This window comes from Phyllobacterium sp. UNC302MFCol5.2 (assembly GCF_000686005.1).
GTDB classification, from domain to species: Bacteria; Pseudomonadota; Alphaproteobacteria; order Rhizobiales; family Rhizobiaceae; genus Phyllobacterium; species Phyllobacterium pellucidum.
On the sequence record NZ_JMLL01000010.1, the window covers coordinates 1,225,196 to 1,243,884 of the forward strand.

Annotated in this window: 19 protein-coding genes; 3 read left to right on the forward strand and 16 right to left on the reverse strand. The window is 61.0% G+C overall.

All coding sequences use genetic code 11. The features are described 5' to 3' along the window. Positions 1-58: 58 nt before the first annotated feature. On the reverse strand, positions 59-3,190 hold the full coding sequence (locus BR48_RS0107870) for an efflux RND transporter permease subunit (RefSeq protein WP_027230788.1): 3,132 nt from the start codon (positions 3,188-3,190) through the stop codon (positions 59-61). Between the two features lie 9 nt (positions 3,191-3,199). After that, positions 3,200-4,363 carry an efflux RND transporter periplasmic adaptor subunit gene (locus BR48_RS0107875; RefSeq protein ID WP_027230789.1) on the reverse strand — a complete coding sequence of 388 codons (1,164 nt, stop codon included), beginning with the start codon at positions 4,361-4,363 and terminating at the stop codon, positions 3,200-3,202. A 256-nt stretch (positions 4,364-4,619) separates the two neighbouring features. On the opposite strand from BR48_RS0107875, the gene pncB reads away from it, so the two are divergent. Then, positions 4,620-5,927 (forward strand): nicotinate phosphoribosyltransferase, encoded by a 1,308-nt coding sequence (gene pncB, locus BR48_RS0107880; protein WP_036813531.1) that lies wholly within the window; start codon positions 4,620-4,622, stop codon positions 5,925-5,927. Between the two features lie 17 nt (positions 5,928-5,944). Here pncB and BR48_RS0107885 read toward each other — a convergent pair whose 3' ends face one another. Both BR48_RS0107885 and BR48_RS0107890 read right to left on the reverse strand, forming a co-directional pair. After that, complete coding sequence (locus BR48_RS0107885; RefSeq protein WP_051614838.1) at positions 5,945-6,202, reverse strand: DUF1150 family protein; 258 nt, start codon at positions 6,200-6,202, stop codon at positions 5,945-5,947. 56 nt (positions 6,203-6,258) lie between these two features. After that, entirely contained in the window at positions 6,259-6,681 is a 423-nt protein-coding gene (locus tag BR48_RS0107890; protein ID WP_027230792.1) for an Hsp20 family protein, read from the reverse strand. A 134-nt stretch (positions 6,682-6,815) separates the two neighbouring features. On the opposite strand from BR48_RS0107890, the gene BR48_RS0107895 reads away from it, so the two are divergent. Further along, positions 6,816-7,754 (forward strand): nucleoside hydrolase, encoded by a 939-nt coding sequence (locus BR48_RS0107895; RefSeq protein ID WP_027230793.1) that lies wholly within the window; start codon positions 6,816-6,818, stop codon positions 7,752-7,754. 141 nt (positions 7,755-7,895) lie between these two features. Continuing rightward, a complete protein-coding gene (locus BR48_RS0107900; protein WP_027230794.1) occupies positions 7,896-8,459 on the forward strand; it encodes a L,D-transpeptidase in 564 nt (187 codons plus the stop codon). Between the two features lie 3 nt (positions 8,460-8,462). Here BR48_RS0107900 and BR48_RS0107905 read toward each other — a convergent pair whose 3' ends face one another. The 12 genes from BR48_RS0107905 to BR48_RS0107960 all read right to left on the reverse strand — a co-directional run bounded on the left by BR48_RS0107905 (position 8,463) and on the right by BR48_RS0107960 (position 18,677). Next, positions 8,463-8,810, reverse strand: coding sequence for a 2Fe-2S iron-sulfur cluster-binding protein (locus BR48_RS0107905; RefSeq protein ID WP_027230795.1), 348 nt, complete (start codon positions 8,808-8,810; stop codon positions 8,463-8,465). Positions 8,811-8,815: 5 nt separating this feature from the next. Beyond that, complete coding sequence (locus BR48_RS0107910) at positions 8,816-9,841, reverse strand: NAD(P)/FAD-dependent oxidoreductase (protein WP_027230796.1); 1,026 nt, start codon at positions 9,839-9,841, stop codon at positions 8,816-8,818. A gap of 31 nt (positions 9,842-9,872) precedes the next feature. Further along, entirely contained in the window at positions 9,873-10,409 is a 537-nt protein-coding gene (locus BR48_RS0107915; RefSeq protein ID WP_027230797.1) for a DUF934 domain-containing protein, read from the reverse strand. Beyond that, positions 10,406-11,161 (reverse strand): phosphoadenylyl-sulfate reductase, encoded by a 756-nt coding sequence (locus tag BR48_RS0107920; protein WP_027230798.1) that lies wholly within the window; start codon positions 11,159-11,161, stop codon positions 10,406-10,408. The genes BR48_RS0107915 and BR48_RS0107920 overlap by 4 nt, the downstream gene beginning before the upstream one ends. Continuing rightward, entirely contained in the window at positions 11,151-12,821 is a 1,671-nt protein-coding gene (locus tag BR48_RS0107925; RefSeq protein WP_027230799.1) for a nitrite/sulfite reductase, read from the reverse strand. The genes BR48_RS0107920 and BR48_RS0107925 overlap by 11 nt, the downstream gene beginning before the upstream one ends. Positions 12,822-12,841: 20 nt before the next feature. Continuing rightward, positions 12,842-13,156 (reverse strand): DUF2849 domain-containing protein, encoded by a 315-nt coding sequence (locus tag BR48_RS0107930; protein ID WP_027230800.1) that lies wholly within the window; start codon positions 13,154-13,156, stop codon positions 12,842-12,844. Between the two features lie 18 nt (positions 13,157-13,174). Next, positions 13,175-14,626, reverse strand: a complete 1,452-nt coding sequence (gene cysG, locus BR48_RS0107935) for a siroheme synthase CysG (protein ID WP_027230801.1) — start codon at positions 14,624-14,626, stop codon at positions 13,175-13,177. A gap of 374 nt (positions 14,627-15,000) precedes the next feature. Then, on the reverse strand, positions 15,001-15,366 hold the full coding sequence (locus BR48_RS0107940; RefSeq protein ID WP_027230802.1) for a YraN family protein: 366 nt from the start codon (positions 15,364-15,366) through the stop codon (positions 15,001-15,003). Then, positions 15,363-16,262 carry a 16S rRNA (cytidine(1402)-2'-O)-methyltransferase gene (rsmI, locus tag BR48_RS0107945; protein ID WP_027230803.1) on the reverse strand — a complete coding sequence of 300 codons (900 nt, stop codon included), beginning with the start codon at positions 16,260-16,262 and terminating at the stop codon, positions 15,363-15,365. Before rsmI ends, BR48_RS0107940 begins: the two co-directional genes overlap by 4 nt. A 12-nt stretch (positions 16,263-16,274) precedes the next feature. Then, a complete protein-coding gene (gene hemW, locus BR48_RS0107950) occupies positions 16,275-17,522 on the reverse strand; it encodes a radical SAM family heme chaperone HemW (protein ID WP_081815796.1) in 1,248 nt (415 codons plus the stop codon). 103 nt (positions 17,523-17,625) lie between these two features. Further along, entirely contained in the window at positions 17,626-18,273 is a 648-nt protein-coding gene (gene rdgB, locus BR48_RS0107955) for an RdgB/HAM1 family non-canonical purine NTP pyrophosphatase (RefSeq protein ID WP_027230805.1), read from the reverse strand. Further along, positions 18,270-18,677, reverse strand: coding sequence for a VOC family protein (locus tag BR48_RS0107960; protein ID WP_027230806.1), 408 nt, complete (start codon positions 18,675-18,677; stop codon positions 18,270-18,272). The genes rdgB and BR48_RS0107960 overlap by 4 nt, the downstream gene beginning before the upstream one ends. Positions 18,678-18,689: the final 12 nt, after the last annotated feature.

Genomic DNA, 18,689 nt, shown 5'->3' on the forward strand with positions numbered 1-18,689 from the left:
CAGATTGCAACGAACGCCCGTCTGCGTCGAGACAGGCGTTGGAATGTTGCGGAGAAGGCTATTCGGCCGCGAGGCGGGGTCGCGAATCGACTTCGAGCAATTCGCGGTTGAGACGCGCCTCTTCCTCGATCTTCGGCTTGGAGAAGCCCGCGAGCAGCAGATAGGCGACCGGCGTCAGGAACAGCGTCGAAGCGGTGGCGAGACCCAGCCCGCCGACAATCACCCAGCCGAGCGCGATGCGCGCTTCAGCGCCGGCGCCGCTGGCAAGGACGAGCGGAACGCCGCCGAGGATCGCGCAGAGCATCGTCATGACGACGGGACGCAAGCGGATGTTCGACGCCTCTTCGATGGCCTCGCGCACGCCTTTGCCTTGGTCGCGCAGATGATTGGCGAACTCGACGATAAGAATACCGTTCTTGGCCATGATACCGACGAGCAGCACCAGGCCGATCTGGCTGTAGACGTTCATGCTGGTGCCCGTCATCACCATGGCGAAGACGGCACAGGCAAGACCGAGCGGCACTGTCGCCATGACGATGATAGCGCTGATGAAGCCTTCGAACTGCGCTGCAAGCACAAGCAGAATGATCAAGAGGGCGAAGCCGAAGGTCACCATCATGCTTGCCGAATTTTCGCCGAGCGTCGCCGCTTCAGCAAGCGGAATGAGACGGTAGCCGGGCGGCAGCAACGGCGCAGCCACCTGTTGCGCCACCTTATAGGCATCGCCAAGGGCAAAATCGGCACGCAGCCCGGCGGTGACCGCGACCGAACGCATCTGCTGTTCGCGGGTAAGTGCAGGCGGGACTGCCACCTCGGTGAGCTTGGCGATTGTCGACATGGGCACGAAACGACCATCGCCGGTGCGCAGGAACACGTTCTCCAGATCGGTCGGATCGTTGATCGGATTGATGGTCGCGACGAGCTTCACGTCGAAGCTGCGATCCTCGATATAGACCGAGCCGACCTTGTAGCCATCAAGGACCGACTGCAGCGCTTCCGCCAGCCCGCTGATATCGATGCGAAGATCGGAGGCGCGCTCGCGGTCGATCGATACGGCGAGCTGGGGCTGCGTCGGCTCGTTGGTCAGGCGCGGTCGGTCGAAGCGAGGGTCCTTCTCCAGTTCGGAGACGATCTTTGCTGCGGTGGTCCCAAGTTCCGAATAGCTGCTGCCGACGACGGCAAATTGCAGACCATTGCCGGCCCCGCGAATGCCAAGCGAATTGGGCTGCGCGGCAAAGACCTGGATGCCGGGAATATCGCGCACAAGGCGCGAAACGTCGGCGACGATTTCCTGCTGGCTGCGGTGGCGTTCCTTCCACTTGGCAAGGCTCAGCACCATGAAACCGCGATTGGTGTTGCCGTTCTGCCCGGCGATGGAGAAGGTATTCTCGATCTCGCCGGCATCGCGCAACGGCTGGATGAGCGCCTCGATCTTGCGCATCTCATCGCCGAGATATTCAAGGCTGACGCCCTGCGGCGCCGTTATGCGCAGGAAGGCCGCCGCCCGGTCCTCGGTGGGCGTCAGTTCCTGCTTGAGCAGCGAAAATGCGCCGAAGGCGGCGCCGGCAAACAGGACCGAGACAATGACGACGATCCACGGGGCAGCGAGGCAGGCATGCAGCATGCGCGCATAGAGGCCGCCGAACCAGCTGCCAATGCGGCCGACAACACCGGGCGCGTGAGCAACTTCCTCATGCCGCCGCTCGCTGGCGCTCAAGAGCCGCGAAGCAAGCATGGGGCAGAGCGTCAGCGCGACGACGGCCGAGAGCAGTACGCAGATGGCGAGCACGAAGCCGAACTCGCGGAAAAGCCCGCCTGTCTGCCCGGGGAGGAAGGAAAGCGGCACGAACACTGCCGCCAAGGTGACCGTTGTGGCGATGACGGCAAAGAACACTTCCTGCGTGCCGAGCACCGCCGCAGCGCGCGGCCCCATGCCCTGGTTGCGGCGCCGAACGATATTTTCAAGGACAACAATGGCATCGTCCACGACGAGGCCGGTTGCGAGAACGAGAGCGAGCAGCGTCAGGATGTTGATGGAGAAACCAGCGAGATAGATCGCCGAGATCGTGCCGATCAGCGCGACCGGCATGCTGACTGCCGGTATCAAGGTCGCCTTGAAATCCCAAAGGAAGAGATAGATGATCAGGATGATGATGAGGACAGACGCGCCAAGCGCGATCTCGACCTCGTGCACGGCGCCGTTGATGAAGTCGGCATCATCGCTGGTCACCCGAATGTCGACGCCCTTCGGCAGCGTCTTTTGCAGTTCCTCCACTGCGGCGCGTACGCCCTTCGAGATGTCGAGCGTATTCGACTGCGCCTGACGAATGATGCCAAGGCCGATGCCGGTCTTGCCGTTGGCGCGTAGCGACGAGGTGCCGATATCGGGCCCGAGCGTGACGGTGGCGACGTCGCGGATGCGCGTCTGGTTCTTGATGATGATGTTCTCGAAATCTTCGGGCGTCGTCACCGGCGCCTGCGCACGCACGACAATGCTCTGGTCATTGCTGTTGAGCTGGCCTGCCGGCGTGTCGAAGGCCATGGTGTTCAGCGCGTTGCGGATATCGGCGATGTTCATGCCGAGACCGGAAAGCTTGCCCTGGTCGATATCGATGCGGAAAATCTTGCTGCGGTTGCCGTTGATCTGAACATCGGCGACGCCGGGCACCGAGGCCAGCACGTCTTCGATCTGGTCTTCGACGAGTACCGTCATGTCCTCCACCGCCATCGTGTCGGACGTGACCGCGAGGCGCATGACAGCGTCGGAATTGGCGTCCGCCTTGACGATGCGCGGCGGGTCGGCTTCGTCGGGCAGCGTGTTGGAGATGCGGCTGATCGCATCGCGCATATCGGCGGCGGCGACATTGAGGTCGACATTGTCGTTGAACTCGACCGTCACGCGGCTATTGCCGAAGGACGAGCTCGATGAAATGGACTTGACCCCCGAGACGCGGGATACGGCGCCTTCGATGGCGGATGTCAGTTCGCGATCGACCGTTTCTGCTGCCGCCGAGGTGAAATCCGTACTCACGGTCACCACGGGACGGTCGACGTCGGGCAGTTCACGGACATCGACGCCGTAAAACGCCGCCAGTCCGGCGACGACGATCAGGGCGTTCAACACCAGCGACAGAACCGGACGGCGAATGAAAAGGGCGGTAAAGTCGGCCTGGCCTTTCGAACTGCTCATGGCGCTGCCTCAGCCCTGCTCGCCGACGGAAGCCAAAGGACTTGCCTGGTCAGGAGCGGGCTGGCCCTGAATTTGCACGAGGCCGTCCTGCCGCACCGACTGCACGCCTTCGGCGACGATCTGGTCGCCCGGCTTGATATCGGCGTCGACGAGTACGTTGGTGGTGTTGCGCTGGACGATCCGCACCGGCACCCGGGATGCCTTGTTGTCGACAATGCGCCAGACATAGGCGCCATCCGTCCCCCACTGGATCGCCAGCGGATCAACCGTCGGATAGGTCTCGCCCGGAAAACCGAGCGACACCTGGAACGCCATGCCCTCGCGCAGCGTATCCTTCGGGTTGGTGATCTTCGCCTGGACGTGAAGCGTGCGGCTCGTCGGATCGACCCGGTTGTCGATGGCACTGACTGCGCCCTTGAAGGATTCTCCAGGGCGGGCAATCGAGCTTGCCGAAACCTCGGCACCAATGGTCACGGCCGGTGCAAACCGTTCCGGTACCCAGAAATCGACAAGGAGTTCCGACCGGTCGTCGATGGAGGCGACCTGCGTGGTGGTGACGACGTAGTTGCCGGCATTGATCGGGAAGATGCCGACGGTGCCGCCGATCGGCGCCCGGATGGCGCGGCGATCCAAGGCAAGTTCGGCTTCGCGCAGGTTCAGCCGTGCATTTTCAACGACGAGTTCGGCGTCGGATACCTGGACCGCTGAGACGGTGTTGGTCGTCGAGAGATTCTGGGCGCGCTTCAGCTTTGTCTCGGCATCCTTGAGAGCCGTCCGCGCCTTGTCTGCCAGGATGCTTTCCGATTCGGAATCGAGCCGGGCAATGACGTCGCCATTCTGCACGTGGCTGCCGGAGGTAACGAGTATCTCGGTAAGACGGCCGGCGGCATAGGGTGTCACGGAGACGGAGCTCTTGGCCTTGCCCGTTCCGATCGCCGTCAGCCGGTCATTGATCTTCGCATCGGCGGCCGCACGAACCGTGACGAGCGGCAAGGGCTGACCGCTGCGCTTCTGCTTTTGCCCGCCAGCCGGCGCGGTCGCCGCCGTGGTTGCGCTGCGATCGATGCCGGCCTTCTTCAGGAAATCACTTGCGCCAGGAAAGAGGTACAGCCAGCCTGCCCCGGCAGCACCAAGGATTACCAAAGCCAGAGCCAGTTGTTTCCAAACCTTCATACGTCACTCCAAAACGCCGGTCCCGCGTCAAAGCAGAGCCAGCGCCTAAATTGATTATACCTCAACGCGTCATCGAGCGCGAACAGGCGAATGTGGAGCGAAGATAGGGTGCTTTGCCTGAACCGTTAATGACAATTCGGTGAGGTTACAAATATTTAATGGAAGAGCCGCTTCGCTGAATTTAGCCAGCTCCGCTTGAAGGCGGATAGTTGCCGTGCAACATGGCTGGCGGAATATTCGGAAGGAGAGCGGCCATATGGCGACCAAGACCGACATCGCACGGCGTGTGTTCAACCACACATGGAAGCTCGATCCCATCGTCCGCAGTCTGCTCGACACGGATTTCTACAAGCTTCTGATGCTGCAGATGATCTGGGGGCTCTATCCCAAGGTCGATGCCACCTTCACCCTGATCAACCGGACGACGCGGGTCCGGCTTGCCGACGAAATCGACGAGCATGAACTCCGGGCTCAGCTCGACCACGCGCGGACGGTGCGCTTCAGCAAGAAGGAAATGATCTGGCTCGGCGGTAATACGTTCTACGGCAAGCGGCAGATATTCGAGCCGGATTTCCTCGAATGGCTGACGAATTTCCAATTGCCCGAATATGAGCTTACGCGGCAGGACGGGCAATATGTCCTGAATTTCTACGGGCCGTGGATGTATACGACGATGTGGGAGATCCCGGCGCTGACGATCATCAACGAGTTGCGCTCGCGCGCCGCCATGAAACAGATGGGACGCTTCGAACTCGACGTCACTTATGCCCGCGCCAAGGCCAAGATGTGGTCGAAGGTCGAACGCCTGCGCGCGCTCCCAGATATCCGGATTTCCGATTTCGGCACGCGGCGGCGCCACTCGTTTTTATGGCAGCGCTGGTGCGTCGAGGCGCTGAAGGAGGGGATCGGCCCTGCTTTCACCGGTACGAGCAATGTTCTGATGGCGATGGACAATGATCTCGAGGCGCTCGGCACCAATGCCCACGAGTTGCCGATGGTGCTTGCGGCGCTCAGCACGACAAGGGCGGAGCTGCTCAAATCGCCCTACAAGGTCCTGCAGGACTGGAACCGCTACTATGGTGGCAACCTGCTGATTGTGCTCCCTGATGCATTTGGCACCGCAGCCTTCCTGCGCGATGCGCCGGACTGGGTGGCTGACTGGACTGGTTTTCGCCCCGACAGCGCGCCTCCGATCGAGGGCGGCGAAAAGATCCTCGCCTGGTGGCGGTCGAAGGGAAAGGACCCGCGCCAGAAACTGCTGGTCTTCTCGGATGGTCTCGATGTCGATACGATCGAGGAGACCTATCACCATTTTCGCGGCAAGGTGCGCATGAGCTTTGGCTGGGGCACCAACCTCACCAATGATTTCGAGGATTGCGCGCCGCGCTACAATGACCGGCTCAACGCCATCTCGCTGGTTTGCAAGGTCAGCGAAACCAATGGTCGGCCGGCGGTCAAGCTTTCCGACAACCCGAAGAAAGCGACGGGCGATCCGGCGGAGATAAAGCGCTATCTGGAAGTGTTTGGGGCGGAGGATCGCGTGGAACAGGCCGTCAAGGTCTGAACCACGCTTATCCGGTTTTACTGCAGCATTACGGTGCGCAGTTCATGTTCCTGGGCGCCGACGAGGACATTGTCGCGCTCATCGGAGAGGACGATCGGATCGCCATTGGCGCCAAAGAGGGCCCAGAGCTCGACACCCGGCGTCATCGGCGGCAGCGCCGGAAAGCTGTGGGCGAGCTCGTCGGTCTTGACCTTGCGCATATAGGCGACCTGTCCGGCGCCAAGCCGTGCAAATTCAAGATCCGAGAACGGGCTTTTGTGAACAGTGTTTTGCATGTCAGCCTCCATATTCGGACAGTCTATTTCGAAGCCCTGTCCTGTTAGAGCTACGGTCAGTCCTCTACCGCAATGTTTATGCGCTTAACCAACCGTTCGGGTTCCGGCCGATCGAGGTCGATCGACAACAACCCATTCTTCAGCGAGGCAGCGCTTACGCGCATTCCATCGGCAAGTACGAAAATCCGCTGGAACTGGCGCGCGGCGATACCGCGATGCAGATATTCCCGTTCGCCTTCATCGGCCTGCCTGCCGCGAATGACCAGCTGGTTGTCCTCCGTCGTGACTTCGAGGTCTTCGTTGGAGAAACCGGCCACTGCCAGAACGATGCGAAGCTGTTCGCGGTCGTTCGCGCCGCGTATGCGCTCGATATTGTAGGGTGGATAGCCGTCGCCGGATTTCGCTATGCGCTCCAGCGTCTTTTCCATCGAGTCGAAACCAAGCAGCAAGGGGCTTGAAAATGGCGTCATTCGTGTCATTGGTGCAGTCCTTGATAAAAGCGACCTAAAAGCGAAACCCGTGTTCGACAGCATTTCGCCTTTGCCAAATGATATGGTCGATCGAATCACGGAGTTCAAGAGAGGGCCGGATTCAGGTCGCGAGAAAGTAGGAAATGACGCGTAAAATCATAATCGATACCGATCCCGGCCAAGATGATGCCCTTGCCATCCTTCTAGCCTTTTCCAGCCCCGAACTTGACGTGCTTGGCATAACCGCAGTCGCCGGAAACGTGCCGCTGGCGCTGACCGAGCTCAATGCCCGGAAGATCTGCGAACTTGCCGGCCGCCCGGATGCGAAAGTCTTTGCCGGCGCTGACCGGCCGCTGCTGCGCCCCCTGATTACCGCCGAACATGTTCATGGCAAGACCGGACTTGACGGGCCCGACCTGCCGGTGCCGACCATGCCGCTCCAAGCGCAGCACGCGGTCGATTTCATCATCGAGACATTGCGCTGCGAGGAGCCAGGCAGCGTCACGCTCTGCGCGCTCGGTCCGCTCACAAACGTGGCGCAGGTCCTCATCAGGGCGCCGGAACTTGCTCCGCGCATCCGCGAGATCGTGCTCATGGGCGGCGGCTTCTTCGAAGGCGGCAATATAACGCCGACTGCCGAGTTCAATATCCACGTCGATCCCCACGCGGCGCAGATCGTGCTGCAATCCGGCGTTCCCGTCACGATCCTGCCGCTCGATGTGACGCACAAGGCGCTTTCGACGGCAAAGCGGGTGGACCGCTTCCGCAATATGGGAACGCGCGCCGGCGATGCTTGCGTCGAGCTCCTCGAATTCTTCGAGCGTTTCGACGAGGAAAAATATGGTAGCGACGGCGGGCCGCTGCATGACCCGAATGTGATTGCCTATCTGCTCAAGCCGGAACTTTATCGCGGCCGGACCTGCAATGTGACGGTGGACACAGCCAATGAGCTGACGCTCGGCATGACCGTGGTCGACTGGTGGGGCGTTACCGACCGGCCAAGCAATGCCTATTACATCCGTGACGTCGATGATGAAGGCTTCTTCGACCTTTTGATCGAACGCATAGGACGTATCTCCTGACGCTCCGATGGCGGTCGTTCACGGCCGCCATTCCATCACAAAAAGTTGAGCCGACGTAAACCATGGCTCAGTAATTTCCGGACAGAATCCTCCTGGAAGTGTAGTGTCCTTTGACGGACAGCAGCCAAGTTGGGGGATGAGATGCTGACGCGACGCTTATTCTTGACCGGTGTTCTTGCAGCGGCGGCAGCGCCGCAGGCAGCGCTTGCAAAGCCTGCCCGCAAACCATTCGTCATCAACCCGGTCTTCCAGCCGCAATATGTTTCCTTCGATTCGTCCTATGCGCCGGGCACGGTCGTCATCGACCCGCGCAGCCGTTTTCTCTATCTGGTCGAGGACGGGTTTACAGCGCGGCGCTACGGCGTCGGCGTCGGCCGGGCCGGGCGCGCCTTCCACGGCAGCGCCAAGATCGGGCGCAAGGAAGTGTGGCCCAGGTGGGTACCGACCCAGGGCATGATCAGCCGCCAGCCGAACAAATATGCGCGCTACGCCGGCGGCGTGTCGGGGGGACCCCACAATCCGCTCGGCGCGCGGGCGCTCTACCTCTACCGAAACGGCCGCGACACCTATTATCGCATCCACGGCACGACGGAGCCGTGGAGCATTGGCCGCGCCGTTTCCAATGGCTGCATCCGCATGATCAACGAGCATGTGATGGATCTATATGCGCGGGTGCCGCTCGGCGCGCGTGTCGTTGTGATCTAGAAGCTAGGCCGCGACGCTAGCGCGCTGCGTGTCTGGTGCGAGCGTTACTTCAAGTCCGTTGAGTTCCGGCGTCATGATCAGCTGGCAGGACAGGCGCGAATTATCCTCGACGTGGAAAGTCACGTCGAGTTGGTCGATTTCCTCATCCTGTGGCTCGTAAAGCTTTTCCGTCCAATCCTCGCCGACATAGACATGGCAAGTGCCGCAGGCGCAGGCGCCGCCGCACTCGGCCTTGATGTCCAGTCCCCAATCGCGAATGACCTCCATCACACGAAAGCCTTCGAGGGCCTCGAGCGTATGGCGTTTGCCGTGCTGATCGGTGACGTGGATATAGAGGGCGTCGTCGCTCATCAGTCCTATGCTGCCTTCAGCTTCTTCTGCAGGGAGGTGGATGATGTCGTGTACTGGAAGATGATACGCTCGCCAGGCGATACGATCCGCTTTGCCGCCTGTGACATGAGCGCGGCCTCGTGGAAGCCCGACAGGATGAGCTTCAACTTGCCGGGATAGGTATTGATGTCGCCAATGGCGAAGATGCCGGGTTCGGAGGTCTCGAATTTCTCCGTGTCGACCGCAATCAGGTTCTGATCAAGATTGAGGCCCCAATCGGCGATCGGGCCGAGCTTCATGGTGAGGCCGAAGAACGGCAGCAGGCGGCCAGCTTCCAGATGCTCGTCGCCCTCGGCGCCCTTGATGACAACCTTGGACAGTTGCCCGTCGGCGCCCTCTAGATTGCTGACCTGGCCCATACGGAACCTTACGCGGCCTTCCTTCTCCAGTGCCCACATCTTGTTGACGCTGTCGGGCGCGGCGCGGAATTCCGGGCGGCGATGCACGAGTGTTACCGATTTCGCCACAGGCTCGAGGTTAAGGGTCCAGTCGAGCGCCGAGTCGCCGCCGCCGACGATGACGACGTCATGGCCGCGGAAAGCTTCGATCTTGCGAACCGCATAGTGGACGCTCGTTCCCTCATAATGCTCGATATGCGGCACGGGCGGACGCTTCGGCTGGAACGACCCGCCGCCGGCGGCAATGACGATGACCTTGGTGATGAACACCTCGTCCGCATCGGTTTCGACGCGGAAGCGGCCTTCTTCAAGCCTGGTCAGCGCGGTTACCATGGTCGAGAAATGGAACTGCGGGTTAAAGGGCGCAATCTGCTTCAAAAGATTGTCGGTCAACGCCTGACCGGTCACCTCCGGCAGGCCCGGAATGTCATAGATCGGCTTTTCAGGATAGAGTTCGGCGCACTGGCCGCCCGGCCGGTCGAGAATGTCGATGACATGGGCGCGAAGATCGAGCAGGCCGAGCTCGAACACAGCAAAAAGGCCCACGGGACCCGCGCCAACAATAACCACATCTGTTTCAATCGTGTCGGACATAAGTGCTTTCCAGGTGATGTCGTGAAGGGGTTTAGGCGACCGGGACGCGGCGCCAGCTATAGGTTCCGGGGGCAGTATGCGATCCCCTGCCAGGCTGGTAATAGACCGGCGCATCGTGAAGGTTGTGATCGGCAAGCCGCTCCAGCGTGACCGCATGCGACACCTTCAGCGTATCGAAACCGGTCCGCAGCATATAGGCGACCTGATCGATCAGAACGTCGCCCACCGCGCGCAGCTCGCCTTTGAAGTGACGCTGATTTTTCAGCATTTCAGCCTTCGAGTAGGAGCGCCCGTCATTGAAGGCGGGAAATTCGAGGGCGATCAGCGGAATGCGGTCGAGCAAGCCCAGCAGCGGCTCGATGTTCTCGCCGGGCGCCACGGATACGCCGATGCGCCGGTTCGTTGCAAAACGCACATCGTCCTCAAGACCAAGCCAGACGGCGAGCGGCAGGATGACCGCCGGCGCGTCGCCGGCCTCGTCGACAGAGGCAGCCGTGATATAGGGATCTTCGCGAAATCCTTCGCGGCCCCAGAGTTCGCCGGCGGGCTTTTCGGAAATGTCGCTCATAAATTCGAATCCGTCAGTGAAATATTGCTCAACTGGTCGGTAAGGCCAGTCAGGTGAATACCGCATTCGGTCTTGTCCGACCCGGCCCAGCGCCCGGCCCGGTCGTCATCGCCGTCCTTGACCGGCGACGTGCAAGGCATGCAGCCAATCGAACGGTAGCCTTCGGCAACCAGCGGATGAGGCGGCAATTCATGCGCGCCCATATAGGCCTTGAGGTCGGCCGAGGTCCAGTGGGCCAGCGGATTGATACGGACGCGCGAGCCGACCGACTCGAAGATTGCCAGGCTGGAGCGTGTCGAGGCCTGGAACTGCTTGCGGCCCGTCATCCAGGCGCGATAGGGCGCAACCGCGCGCGCCATCGGCTCGACCTTGCGGATATAGCAGCAGCGGTCCTTGTTGGTCATGGACAGCGCGCCAAAGGGATCTTCATCCTTCAGGCTCTGCTTGAGCGGGTGAATGTCATGCACGTCAGTCAAGCCAAGCTCGCTGACCAGCTGGTCGCGATAGCGCAAAGTTGCGGGAAAATGCTTGCCTGTCTCCAGAAAAAGCACCGGCGTTGCCCGATCGATCTGCGCGATCATGTGAAGCAATACCGAGGATTCCGCCCCGAACGACGAGACAACAGCGATCTCCTCATTGAAGAGGTGGTCGATGGCGAGTTCGATGACATCCAGCGGCTCGAGCTTGCCGTACCGGGCTTCGAGCGAGCGTGCTTCATCCGCCACCGTTTGCTCGTTGAACTCAAGCAGCATTTGCAGCCTCGCTATAGAGCGCATCCTTGAACGGCGCGGCTCCCACACGACGGTAGGCGGCAAGGAACGTCTCTTCCTTGTCGGTACGGATTTCAAGATAACGGTCGACGATGGTCTCGACCGCATCGACGATCTCTTCGGACGAGAAGCCGCGGCCGGTAATATCGCCGATGGTGCAGATCTCGTCGCCCGAGCCGCCCAGCGAAATCTGATAGAGCTCCTCGCCCTTCTTCTCGACGCCGAGAATGCCGATGTGGCCAACATGGTGGTGGCCACAGGCGTTGATGCAGCCCGAGATCTTGATCTTGAGCTCGCCGATATCCGCCTGGCGATCCGGCTGGCCGAAGCGCTCGGAAATGCGCTGAGCCACCGGGATCGAGCGGGCATTGGCGAGGGCGCAATAGTCGAGGCCGGGGCACGCGATGATATCGGTGATGAGACCCGCATTGGCCGTTGCAAGGCCGTCGGTCAGAAGCAGGTCGTAGACGATGCGCAGATCGGCGATCGCAACATGCGGGAGAACAAGGTTCTGCTCGTGGCTGACACGGATCTCGTCTTGCGAAAACTTCTCGGCAATATCGGCGACGAGGTCCATCTGCGCGTCAGTTGCATCGCCCGGAATGCCGCCGATGGGCTTGAGCGAGATGGTTACGACGCCATAATCCGGGTTTTTGTGCGGCGTGACGTTCTGATCGACCCATGTCGCAAAGGCATGATCCGCCTTGCGCGCGGCGGCAAGACCCGACCACCCTTCCGGGCGCTGCGGCAGGTTGGGCGCGCGGAAATAGCTGTCGATTGCATCGACGTCCTGCTGCGGCAGCTTGAGGTCGCTATCCTTGAGCACCTGCCACTCGGTCTCGACCTGGCGGGTCAATTCCTCGGTCCCGGTTTCATGCACCAGAATCTTGATGCGGGCCTTGTATTTGTTGTCACGGCGGCCGTTGAGATTGTAAACGCGCATGATCGCGGTCGTATACGTCAGGAGATCCTCTACCGGGAGGAAATCCCTGATTTTCTTGGCCACCATTGGCGTGCGGCCCTGCCCGCCGCCGACATAGACTGCAAAGCCAAGGTCGCCGGCTTCGTTCTTCTTTAGATGGAGGCCGATGTCGTGCACCTGGATGGCGGCGCGATCGCGCTCGGCTCCTGTCACCGCGATCTTGAACTTGCGCGGCAGGTACGAAAACTCGGGGTGCATCGACGACCACTGACGCAGGATCTCCGCATAGGGACGCGGGTCGGCGACTTCGTCAGCCGCCGCACCGGCGAAATGGTCCGCCGTCACGTTGCGAATGCAATTGCCCGAGGTCTGCAGCGCGTGCATCTCGACCGATGCCAGTTCATCGAGAACCTTGGGCATGTCTTTCAGTGCCGGCCAATTGTACTGCAGGTTCTGCCGCGTCGTGAAATGACCGTAGCCTCGATCATAATGGCGGGCGATATGGGCGAGCTTGCGCATCTGGGGGCTCGACAGCGTGCCATAGGGAATGGCGACGCGCAGCATATAGGCATGCAGCTGCAGATAGACGCCGTTCATCAGCCGCAGCGGCCGGAACTGGTCCTCGGTCAATTCGCCGGCGAGACGGCGCTCCACCTGATCCTTGAATTGGTCCACGCGGGCAGAAACGAATGCGTGGTCAAACTCGTCATAACGATACATGAATGCGAACCTTCAGGAATTTAAGCGGCCGAGGCTTTGGGCTTTTCAGCTTGCTTGCCGAGATCGAGGCGGATGGTGGGACCGAGTTGGCGGATACGTTCGCGCAGACGCAGCGGATACAGATTAGTGCCGCGCTCTTCGACATCGATCACATTAACGTCGATAACGAGGTTGGACTTGATCGCTGCCTTGCCCGCTTCCTCAAGCGCGGTCACCGCTTCGGCGTGACGGGCGATTAGCGCACCATCGATCTGTTCGAGCCATTCGCCATTGGCGCCGAGCCAGACGGCTTCACCGTCGGTCAGGCGATTTGCGGTAAGAACTTTGACACTCATGATCGTGATCCTTCGCGTTCAGGCAGCATTGGTTTCAAGGTGGCGCGGCGCCACGGAATTCTGGTTCCGGGCGGAAAGTGCTTCGGCCTTGTCGATGGCGGCGCCAGCAACGGCGTCACCGATGACGACCATGACGGGACCGCTCAAATCCCCGCGCCGCTCAAGCGACGGCAGGTCGTTCAACGTGCCGTGGAACATGCGACGGTCGGTCCGCCCAGCATTTTCAATGACGGCAACCCCGGTATCGGCATGAAGACCAGCGGCGATCAGCCGCTCTGCCACCGAAGCTGCGACGCTGCGGCCCATATAGACGGCGATCGTCGCGCCAGAGATGGCAAGGCGGGCCCAATCCGGCAGGACTTCGCCGGTCATGTCGTGGCCCGTCGTGAAGACGAGCGAGGAGGCAACGCCGCGCAAAGTCAAAGGCAGTTTCATATCGGCAGCCGCGGCAAAGGCCGAGGTGATGCCGGGAACGATCTCGAAGGAAATTCCGGCATCGCGAAGCGCGGCCATCTCTTCGCCGGCGCGACCGTAGACGAGCGGATCGCCTGATTTCAACCGCACGACGCGCTTGCCTTCGCGGCCGAGCGCGACGAGCAGATCATTGATCTCACCCTGGCTCTTCGAATGGCAGCCCTTGCGCTTGCCGACGGAAATGCGCGCGGCGTCGCGGCGGCCCATGCCGACAACCGCGTCCGGCACCAGCGCGTCATAAACGATGACATCGGCTTCCATGAGGACGCGATGAGCCCGCAAGGTCAGCAGATCCTCCGCGCCCGGGCCTGCGCCGACCAGCCAGACATAGCCTTGGCCCGTTTCCTGGTTGCCCAGCAGCGCCGCCGCCGCCGCTTGGGCGCCGGCAAGATCATTGTTGTAGACACTGCTTGCGACATCACCGGAAAAAAATGATCGCCAGAACAAACGACGCGGCAAGCCCTTCATGACCAGCCGCTCCACCGCGGGCCGATAGGCGTTGGCGAGGCGCGCAAGATCGCCAAGGCGGGGCGAAAACGCCGCATCGATACGGGCGCGGATCATCTGGGTCAGAACGGGACCGGTGCCTTCCGAACCTATGGCGATTGCGAGCGGCGCGCGGTTGACGATGGCAGGCGTGAAGAAATCGCAAAGGTCGGGACGGTCGACGACGTTGACTGGAATGTGCTGGCGGCGTGCTTCGGCGGCAATCTCTCGATCCTGGTCTTCATCGCCGGTAGCGATGAAGACCAGTTTTGCACCGGTCAGTTGCTTGGGAGCAAATTTTTCCGCGACATGTTCATATCCGCCATCGCGCAGGAAGGCCGCGAGTTCCGGTTCGGGCGCATCGGCGACAACGCGAATTGCCGCATTCGTCTGATCGAGCAGTCGCGCTTTGTTAAGCGCCTCTTCGCCATTGCCCACGACCACAAGCACTTCATTCCGCACGCGGAAAAAGGCTGGAAAGACAGAAAGCTGGGTCTTGCTGATGGACATGAATGCGATAATCCCAATGGTTGCAGGGATTATCCATGAAAGGTCAGCGGTTTATAAGGAACAGAAATGCGCCGAAACTGAAGGCGGAGCATGGAATTTCTGAAAAACCGGGGGCTTGCAGATTCTCGTTCTATCAATCAAACAGCAAGCAGCCCCGCTCACCTCAGGGTGGAACAAAGCGGGCGCAATTTCAACCGATACACGACCACTTTTATAGTGTTAATCAGAAAATGCAAGCACCCTTTTTAGGTAGAACTGGCGCGGCCGACTTTGCCATCTCGGTGCCATGAAATTCTCAACGCTCTGAGCGGCGTCGCGATGGATCCAATCTGGAGCCCACCACCGGGTCACACTGGGCGAATTGCAGCCGACCCTCAGCTTGTAAAAATTGCAGGCACATGTACCGGCCAGCGCCAGGGCAGGATCGCCACAAGATCGAACCGCACGGACAACAACGCCTGATCCGGTTGGCGCGCCAGCCATTGATCGGCTGCCGCCTCAATGCGGCGCTGCGCGAGGATGTTTACCGAGTCCATCGCCTGGTCGAGCCGTGCCCGTGCCTTCACCTCGATAATGGCGACGATATTGCCGCGGCGGGCAATCAGATCGATCTCGCCGACCTTGGTGCGGTACCGGCGGGTGACTATGCGATAGCCCTTCAGCATGAGGGCGAGCGCGGCGAGCCGCTCGGCGGAGTGGCCGCGGCGGTATGCCTTGCGCCTGCCGCCCCGCGCGCTCATTTCATTGCCAGCAACCGTTGATAGAGCTCGCCCTTGGGCCGCCCGGTCATGCGCGCCGCCTCTCCGGCCGCCTTTGCCGGCGACATTTCGAGGACAAGCGCGCGCAGCAACGCGTCGACATCTTCGTCGGAGCGGGGAATATTCGCATCCTCGACGGGAGAACCGACGACGAGAACCACCTCGCCGCGGATGCGATCCTCGTCCGCGAACGTCTCGGCCAGATGCTTCAGCGGTAGGGTCACGATGGTCTCATAGGTCTTGGTCAACTCGCGGCAGAGGGAAGCCGGGCGTTCCGCCCCGAATATATCGGCCATATCCGCAAGCGTCGCGGCAGCCCGGTTGGGCGATTCGAAGAAAACCAGCGCCGCATCGAGCGCCTTGAGCTCCGCCAGCCGGGCGCGACGCTGTCCCTGTTTCGACGATAAAAAGCCGGCAAAGTAAAATGAGTCCTTGAAGAGGCCCGATGCCGTCAGCGCGGCGAGGACAGATGAGGCGCCGGGGATCGGCACCACCCGGATTCCGGCCGCCTTGGCCTCCGGCACCAGCCTGCCGCCGGGATCGGCGACGAGTGGCGTTCCCGCATCAGAGACGAGTGCAACGCTCTTTCCGGCAAGCAGCGCCTCGATCAGTTTAGGGCCGGCGATTTCGGCATTGTGCTCGTGATAGGCGAAAGGGCGGCGTGAAATGCCATAGCGCTCCAGCAGGACGCGGCTCACCCGAGTATCCTCGCAGGCAATGATGTCGGCGGCGGCAAGGGTTTCGACGCCGCGGATCGTCATATCGCCGAGATTGCCGATGGGCGTCGCCACGATGTAGAGCGCCGGCTCGAGCGGACGAGCCCGGAAGCTGGCGCTGCCGATCTGATAATGCCGGTCGCCGGTTTCAGCTTCGGACACCTGTTTTTCCCCTCAAGCCGCGAGATCGGCGATGACCGCATTGAGAACGATCGCGCCCTGCGGGGTCGTGCGTATGCGGCTATTGCCGACATACTCGATAAGCCCCTGCTCGGCGAGGGAAATTACCCGCTTCTCCTTGACGCTGTGCCCGGTAAGACGTTCGTAGCGCGCAAGGTCGATCCCCTCGACAAGCCGCAGACCCATGAGCAGGAATTCGTCGCCTTCCTGCTCGCGATCAAGGCGCTCTTCCTCGATAATGCCGTGTCCCGCTGCCTCGACCTTTTCGACCCAGGTTTCAGGATGGCGCTCGGTGATCGTCACGGCGCGTATATTGTCCTCGACAAAGCGCCCATGAGCGCCGGGTCCCACACCGACATATTCGCCGTAGCGCCAGTAGACGAGATTGTGCTGCGACTCGGCGCCCGGAATGGCATGATTGGAAATCTCGTAGGCCGGCAGGCCGTGCTTTGCAGTCACATCCTGCGTTTCGGCATAGAGCGCGGCCGCATGATCGCCGTCCGGCGTAACGAGCTTTCCTGCCTGCCAGAGATTGTAGAAGGGCGTGCCTTCTTCGATGGTCAATTGGTAAAGCGAGAGGTGATCGGCGGCAAAGGAGATGGCACGCACAAGTTCTTCACGCCATGCCTCGACGCTCTGGTCCGGCCGCGCATAGATGAGGTCGAAGGACAGCCGCGGGAAGATTTCCCGTGCAAGGCCGATCGCCGCAAGTGCCTCATCGACACTATGCATGCGGCCGAGGCGGCGCAGATCGGCATCATTTAGTGCCTGCACGCCAAGCGAAACGCGGTTAACGCCTGCGGCGCGATAGCCGCGAAACCGATCAGCCTCCACGCTGGTGGGGTTTGCTTCGAGGGTGATCTCGATGCCCGCGGGCACGTGCCAGTTCTGCGCGATCGCATCCAGAACCGAGCCGACCGTATCGGGGTGCATCAGCGAGGGAGTCCCCCCGCCGAGAAATATGCTGGACACTGTGCGCTCGCCGGTGCGCTGGCGCATTGTCGCGAGCTCGCGGGCAAAGGCAGCGGCGAAGCGCTTCTGGTCGACCGGCTGATGCCGCACATGCGAATTGAAATCGCAGTAGGGACACTTTGCCATGCAGAATGGCCAGTGCACATAGACCCCAAACCCGCTCTCGCCCTTGTCGGGGTGCGATTTCGTGCGCCCTCCCTTACCCTCGAACTCTTGGAGAAGGTCGGACCGCAGGTCCGGGGCGGCGGGAATCACTGGCAAGGACGCCATCAGACCCGTCCCCTACCCCGTTGAACAGCAATGACCCTTCCCAGACGGGGAAAGGGTGGGAGCCAAACTGCAAAACTCCGGCGTGTGATCGGATCGTTGCGGGTCATCCTGCGTCCAGACAATCCCTGGCGAAATGCTGGAAGGCACGGGCGCGGTGCGACAGCGCCTTTTCGTCACCCGGCTTCCAGCCATGCTTCTGTTCAGCTGTCATCTCGCCGAAGGTCGCCTCATAGCCTTCCGGCTTGAATACGGGATCGTAACCGAAGCCAGCGCTGCCGCGCGGCGGCCAGACGATCTCGCCCTCGACCTCGCCGCGATAGTAATTGGCTTCGCCGTCCGGCCAGGCGAGGCAGATGACGGATACGAAACGCCCGCTGCGTTGGTCGGGGCTTGTCGCGCCCTTATCCTGCAAGGCCTTTTCCACCTTTTCCATGCCGTGGCTGAAATCGCGCTTTCCATCGGGAAGTTCCGCCCAGTTCGCCGTGTAAACGCCGGGATCGCCGCCGAGCGCGTCGACGCAAAGGCCGGAATCATCGGAGAGCGCAACGAGGCCGGTCGCCTTCGCCGCTGCATAGGCCTTGATATAGGCATTTTGCTCGAACGTGGTTCCGGTCTCATCCGGCTCCGGCAGGCCGAGATCGCCAGCGGAAACCACTTCAAAGCCGAATGGTCCCAGAAGGTCGATCATCTCATTGATCTTGCCCTGATTGTGACTTGCGACGAGCAGTTTGCCCTTTTCGAGTTTTCTCATTCCAAATTCCATAATTTCGGTTCTGCGAATTCGATCGAGTTTCCGGCGGGATCACGGAAGTAGAGCGAGCGCGCGCCGTTAGGCCAATCGAACTCGCTTTCGATCTCGATGCCATTTGCCTCAAGATGGGATTTCCATCCGGCGATTTCATCCCGTGTCGCCTTGAAACAGACGTGGCCCGGGCCTGTTGCCCCATGCGAGGGGATAGGCAGGCTGCCGGGCGGGCGCTCGTTGATAAGCACGGGATCGAACAGGATGAGGACACCGGCGCCGCAGCGAAAAAAGATGGACCGCTTCGGCGTCTCCAATATGATCTCGAGCCCGAGAATGCCGGCATAGAAGTCCTTGGCGGCCGCAAGGTCCGTAACATAAAGCGCCGTTTCAAGGATACCGGATGGTCGCATGGTCTCGGGCTT

Excerpts from the sequence above, each read along its gene's own strand:
- BR48_RS0107870 (WP_027230788.1), bottom strand. The coding sequence starts at position 3,190 with ATGAGCAGTTCGAAAGGCCAGGCCGACTTTACCGCCCTTTTCATTCGC.
- BR48_RS0107875 (WP_027230789.1), bottom strand. The coding sequence starts at position 4,363 with ATGAAGGTTTGGAAACAACTGGCTCTGGCTTTGGTAATCCTTGGTGCT.
- pncB (WP_036813531.1), top strand. The coding sequence starts at position 4,620 with ATGGCGACCAAGACCGACATCGCACGGCGTGTGTTCAACCACACATGG.
- BR48_RS0107885 (WP_051614838.1), bottom strand. The coding sequence starts at position 6,202 with ATGCAAAACACTGTTCACAAAAGCCCGTTCTCGGATCTTGAATTTGCA.
- BR48_RS0107890 (WP_027230792.1), bottom strand. The coding sequence starts at position 6,681 with ATGACACGAATGACGCCATTTTCAAGCCCCTTGCTGCTTGGTTTCGAC.
- BR48_RS0107895 (WP_027230793.1), top strand. The coding sequence starts at position 6,816 with ATGACGCGTAAAATCATAATCGATACCGATCCCGGCCAAGATGATGCC.
- BR48_RS0107900 (WP_027230794.1), top strand. The coding sequence starts at position 7,896 with ATGCTGACGCGACGCTTATTCTTGACCGGTGTTCTTGCAGCGGCGGCA.
- BR48_RS0107905 (WP_027230795.1), bottom strand. The coding sequence starts at position 8,810 with ATGAGCGACGACGCCCTCTATATCCACGTCACCGATCAGCACGGCAAA.
- BR48_RS0107910 (WP_027230796.1), bottom strand. The coding sequence starts at position 9,841 with ATGTCCGACACGATTGAAACAGATGTGGTTATTGTTGGCGCGGGTCCC.
- BR48_RS0107915 (WP_027230797.1), bottom strand. The coding sequence starts at position 10,409 with ATGAGCGACATTTCCGAAAAGCCCGCCGGCGAACTCTGGGGCCGCGAA.
- BR48_RS0107920 (WP_027230798.1), bottom strand. The coding sequence starts at position 11,161 with ATGCTGCTTGAGTTCAACGAGCAAACGGTGGCGGATGAAGCACGCTCG.
- BR48_RS0107925 (WP_027230799.1), bottom strand. The coding sequence starts at position 12,821 with ATGTATCGTTATGACGAGTTTGACCACGCATTCGTTTCTGCCCGCGTG.
- BR48_RS0107930 (WP_027230800.1), bottom strand. The coding sequence starts at position 13,156 with ATGAGTGTCAAAGTTCTTACCGCAAATCGCCTGACCGACGGTGAAGCC.
- cysG (WP_027230801.1), bottom strand. The coding sequence starts at position 14,626 with ATGTCCATCAGCAAGACCCAGCTTTCTGTCTTTCCAGCCTTTTTCCGC.
- BR48_RS0107940 (WP_027230802.1), bottom strand. The coding sequence starts at position 15,366 with ATGAGCGCGCGGGGCGGCAGGCGCAAGGCATACCGCCGCGGCCACTCC.
- hemW (WP_081815796.1), bottom strand. The coding sequence starts at position 17,522 with ATGGCGTCCTTGCCAGTGATTCCCGCCGCCCCGGACCTGCGGTCCGAC.
- rdgB (WP_027230805.1), bottom strand. The coding sequence starts at position 18,273 with ATGAGAAAACTCGAAAAGGGCAAACTGCTCGTCGCAAGTCACAATCAG.
- BR48_RS0107960 (WP_027230806.1), bottom strand. The coding sequence starts at position 18,677 with ATGCGACCATCCGGTATCCTTGAAACGGCGCTTTATGTTACGGACCTT.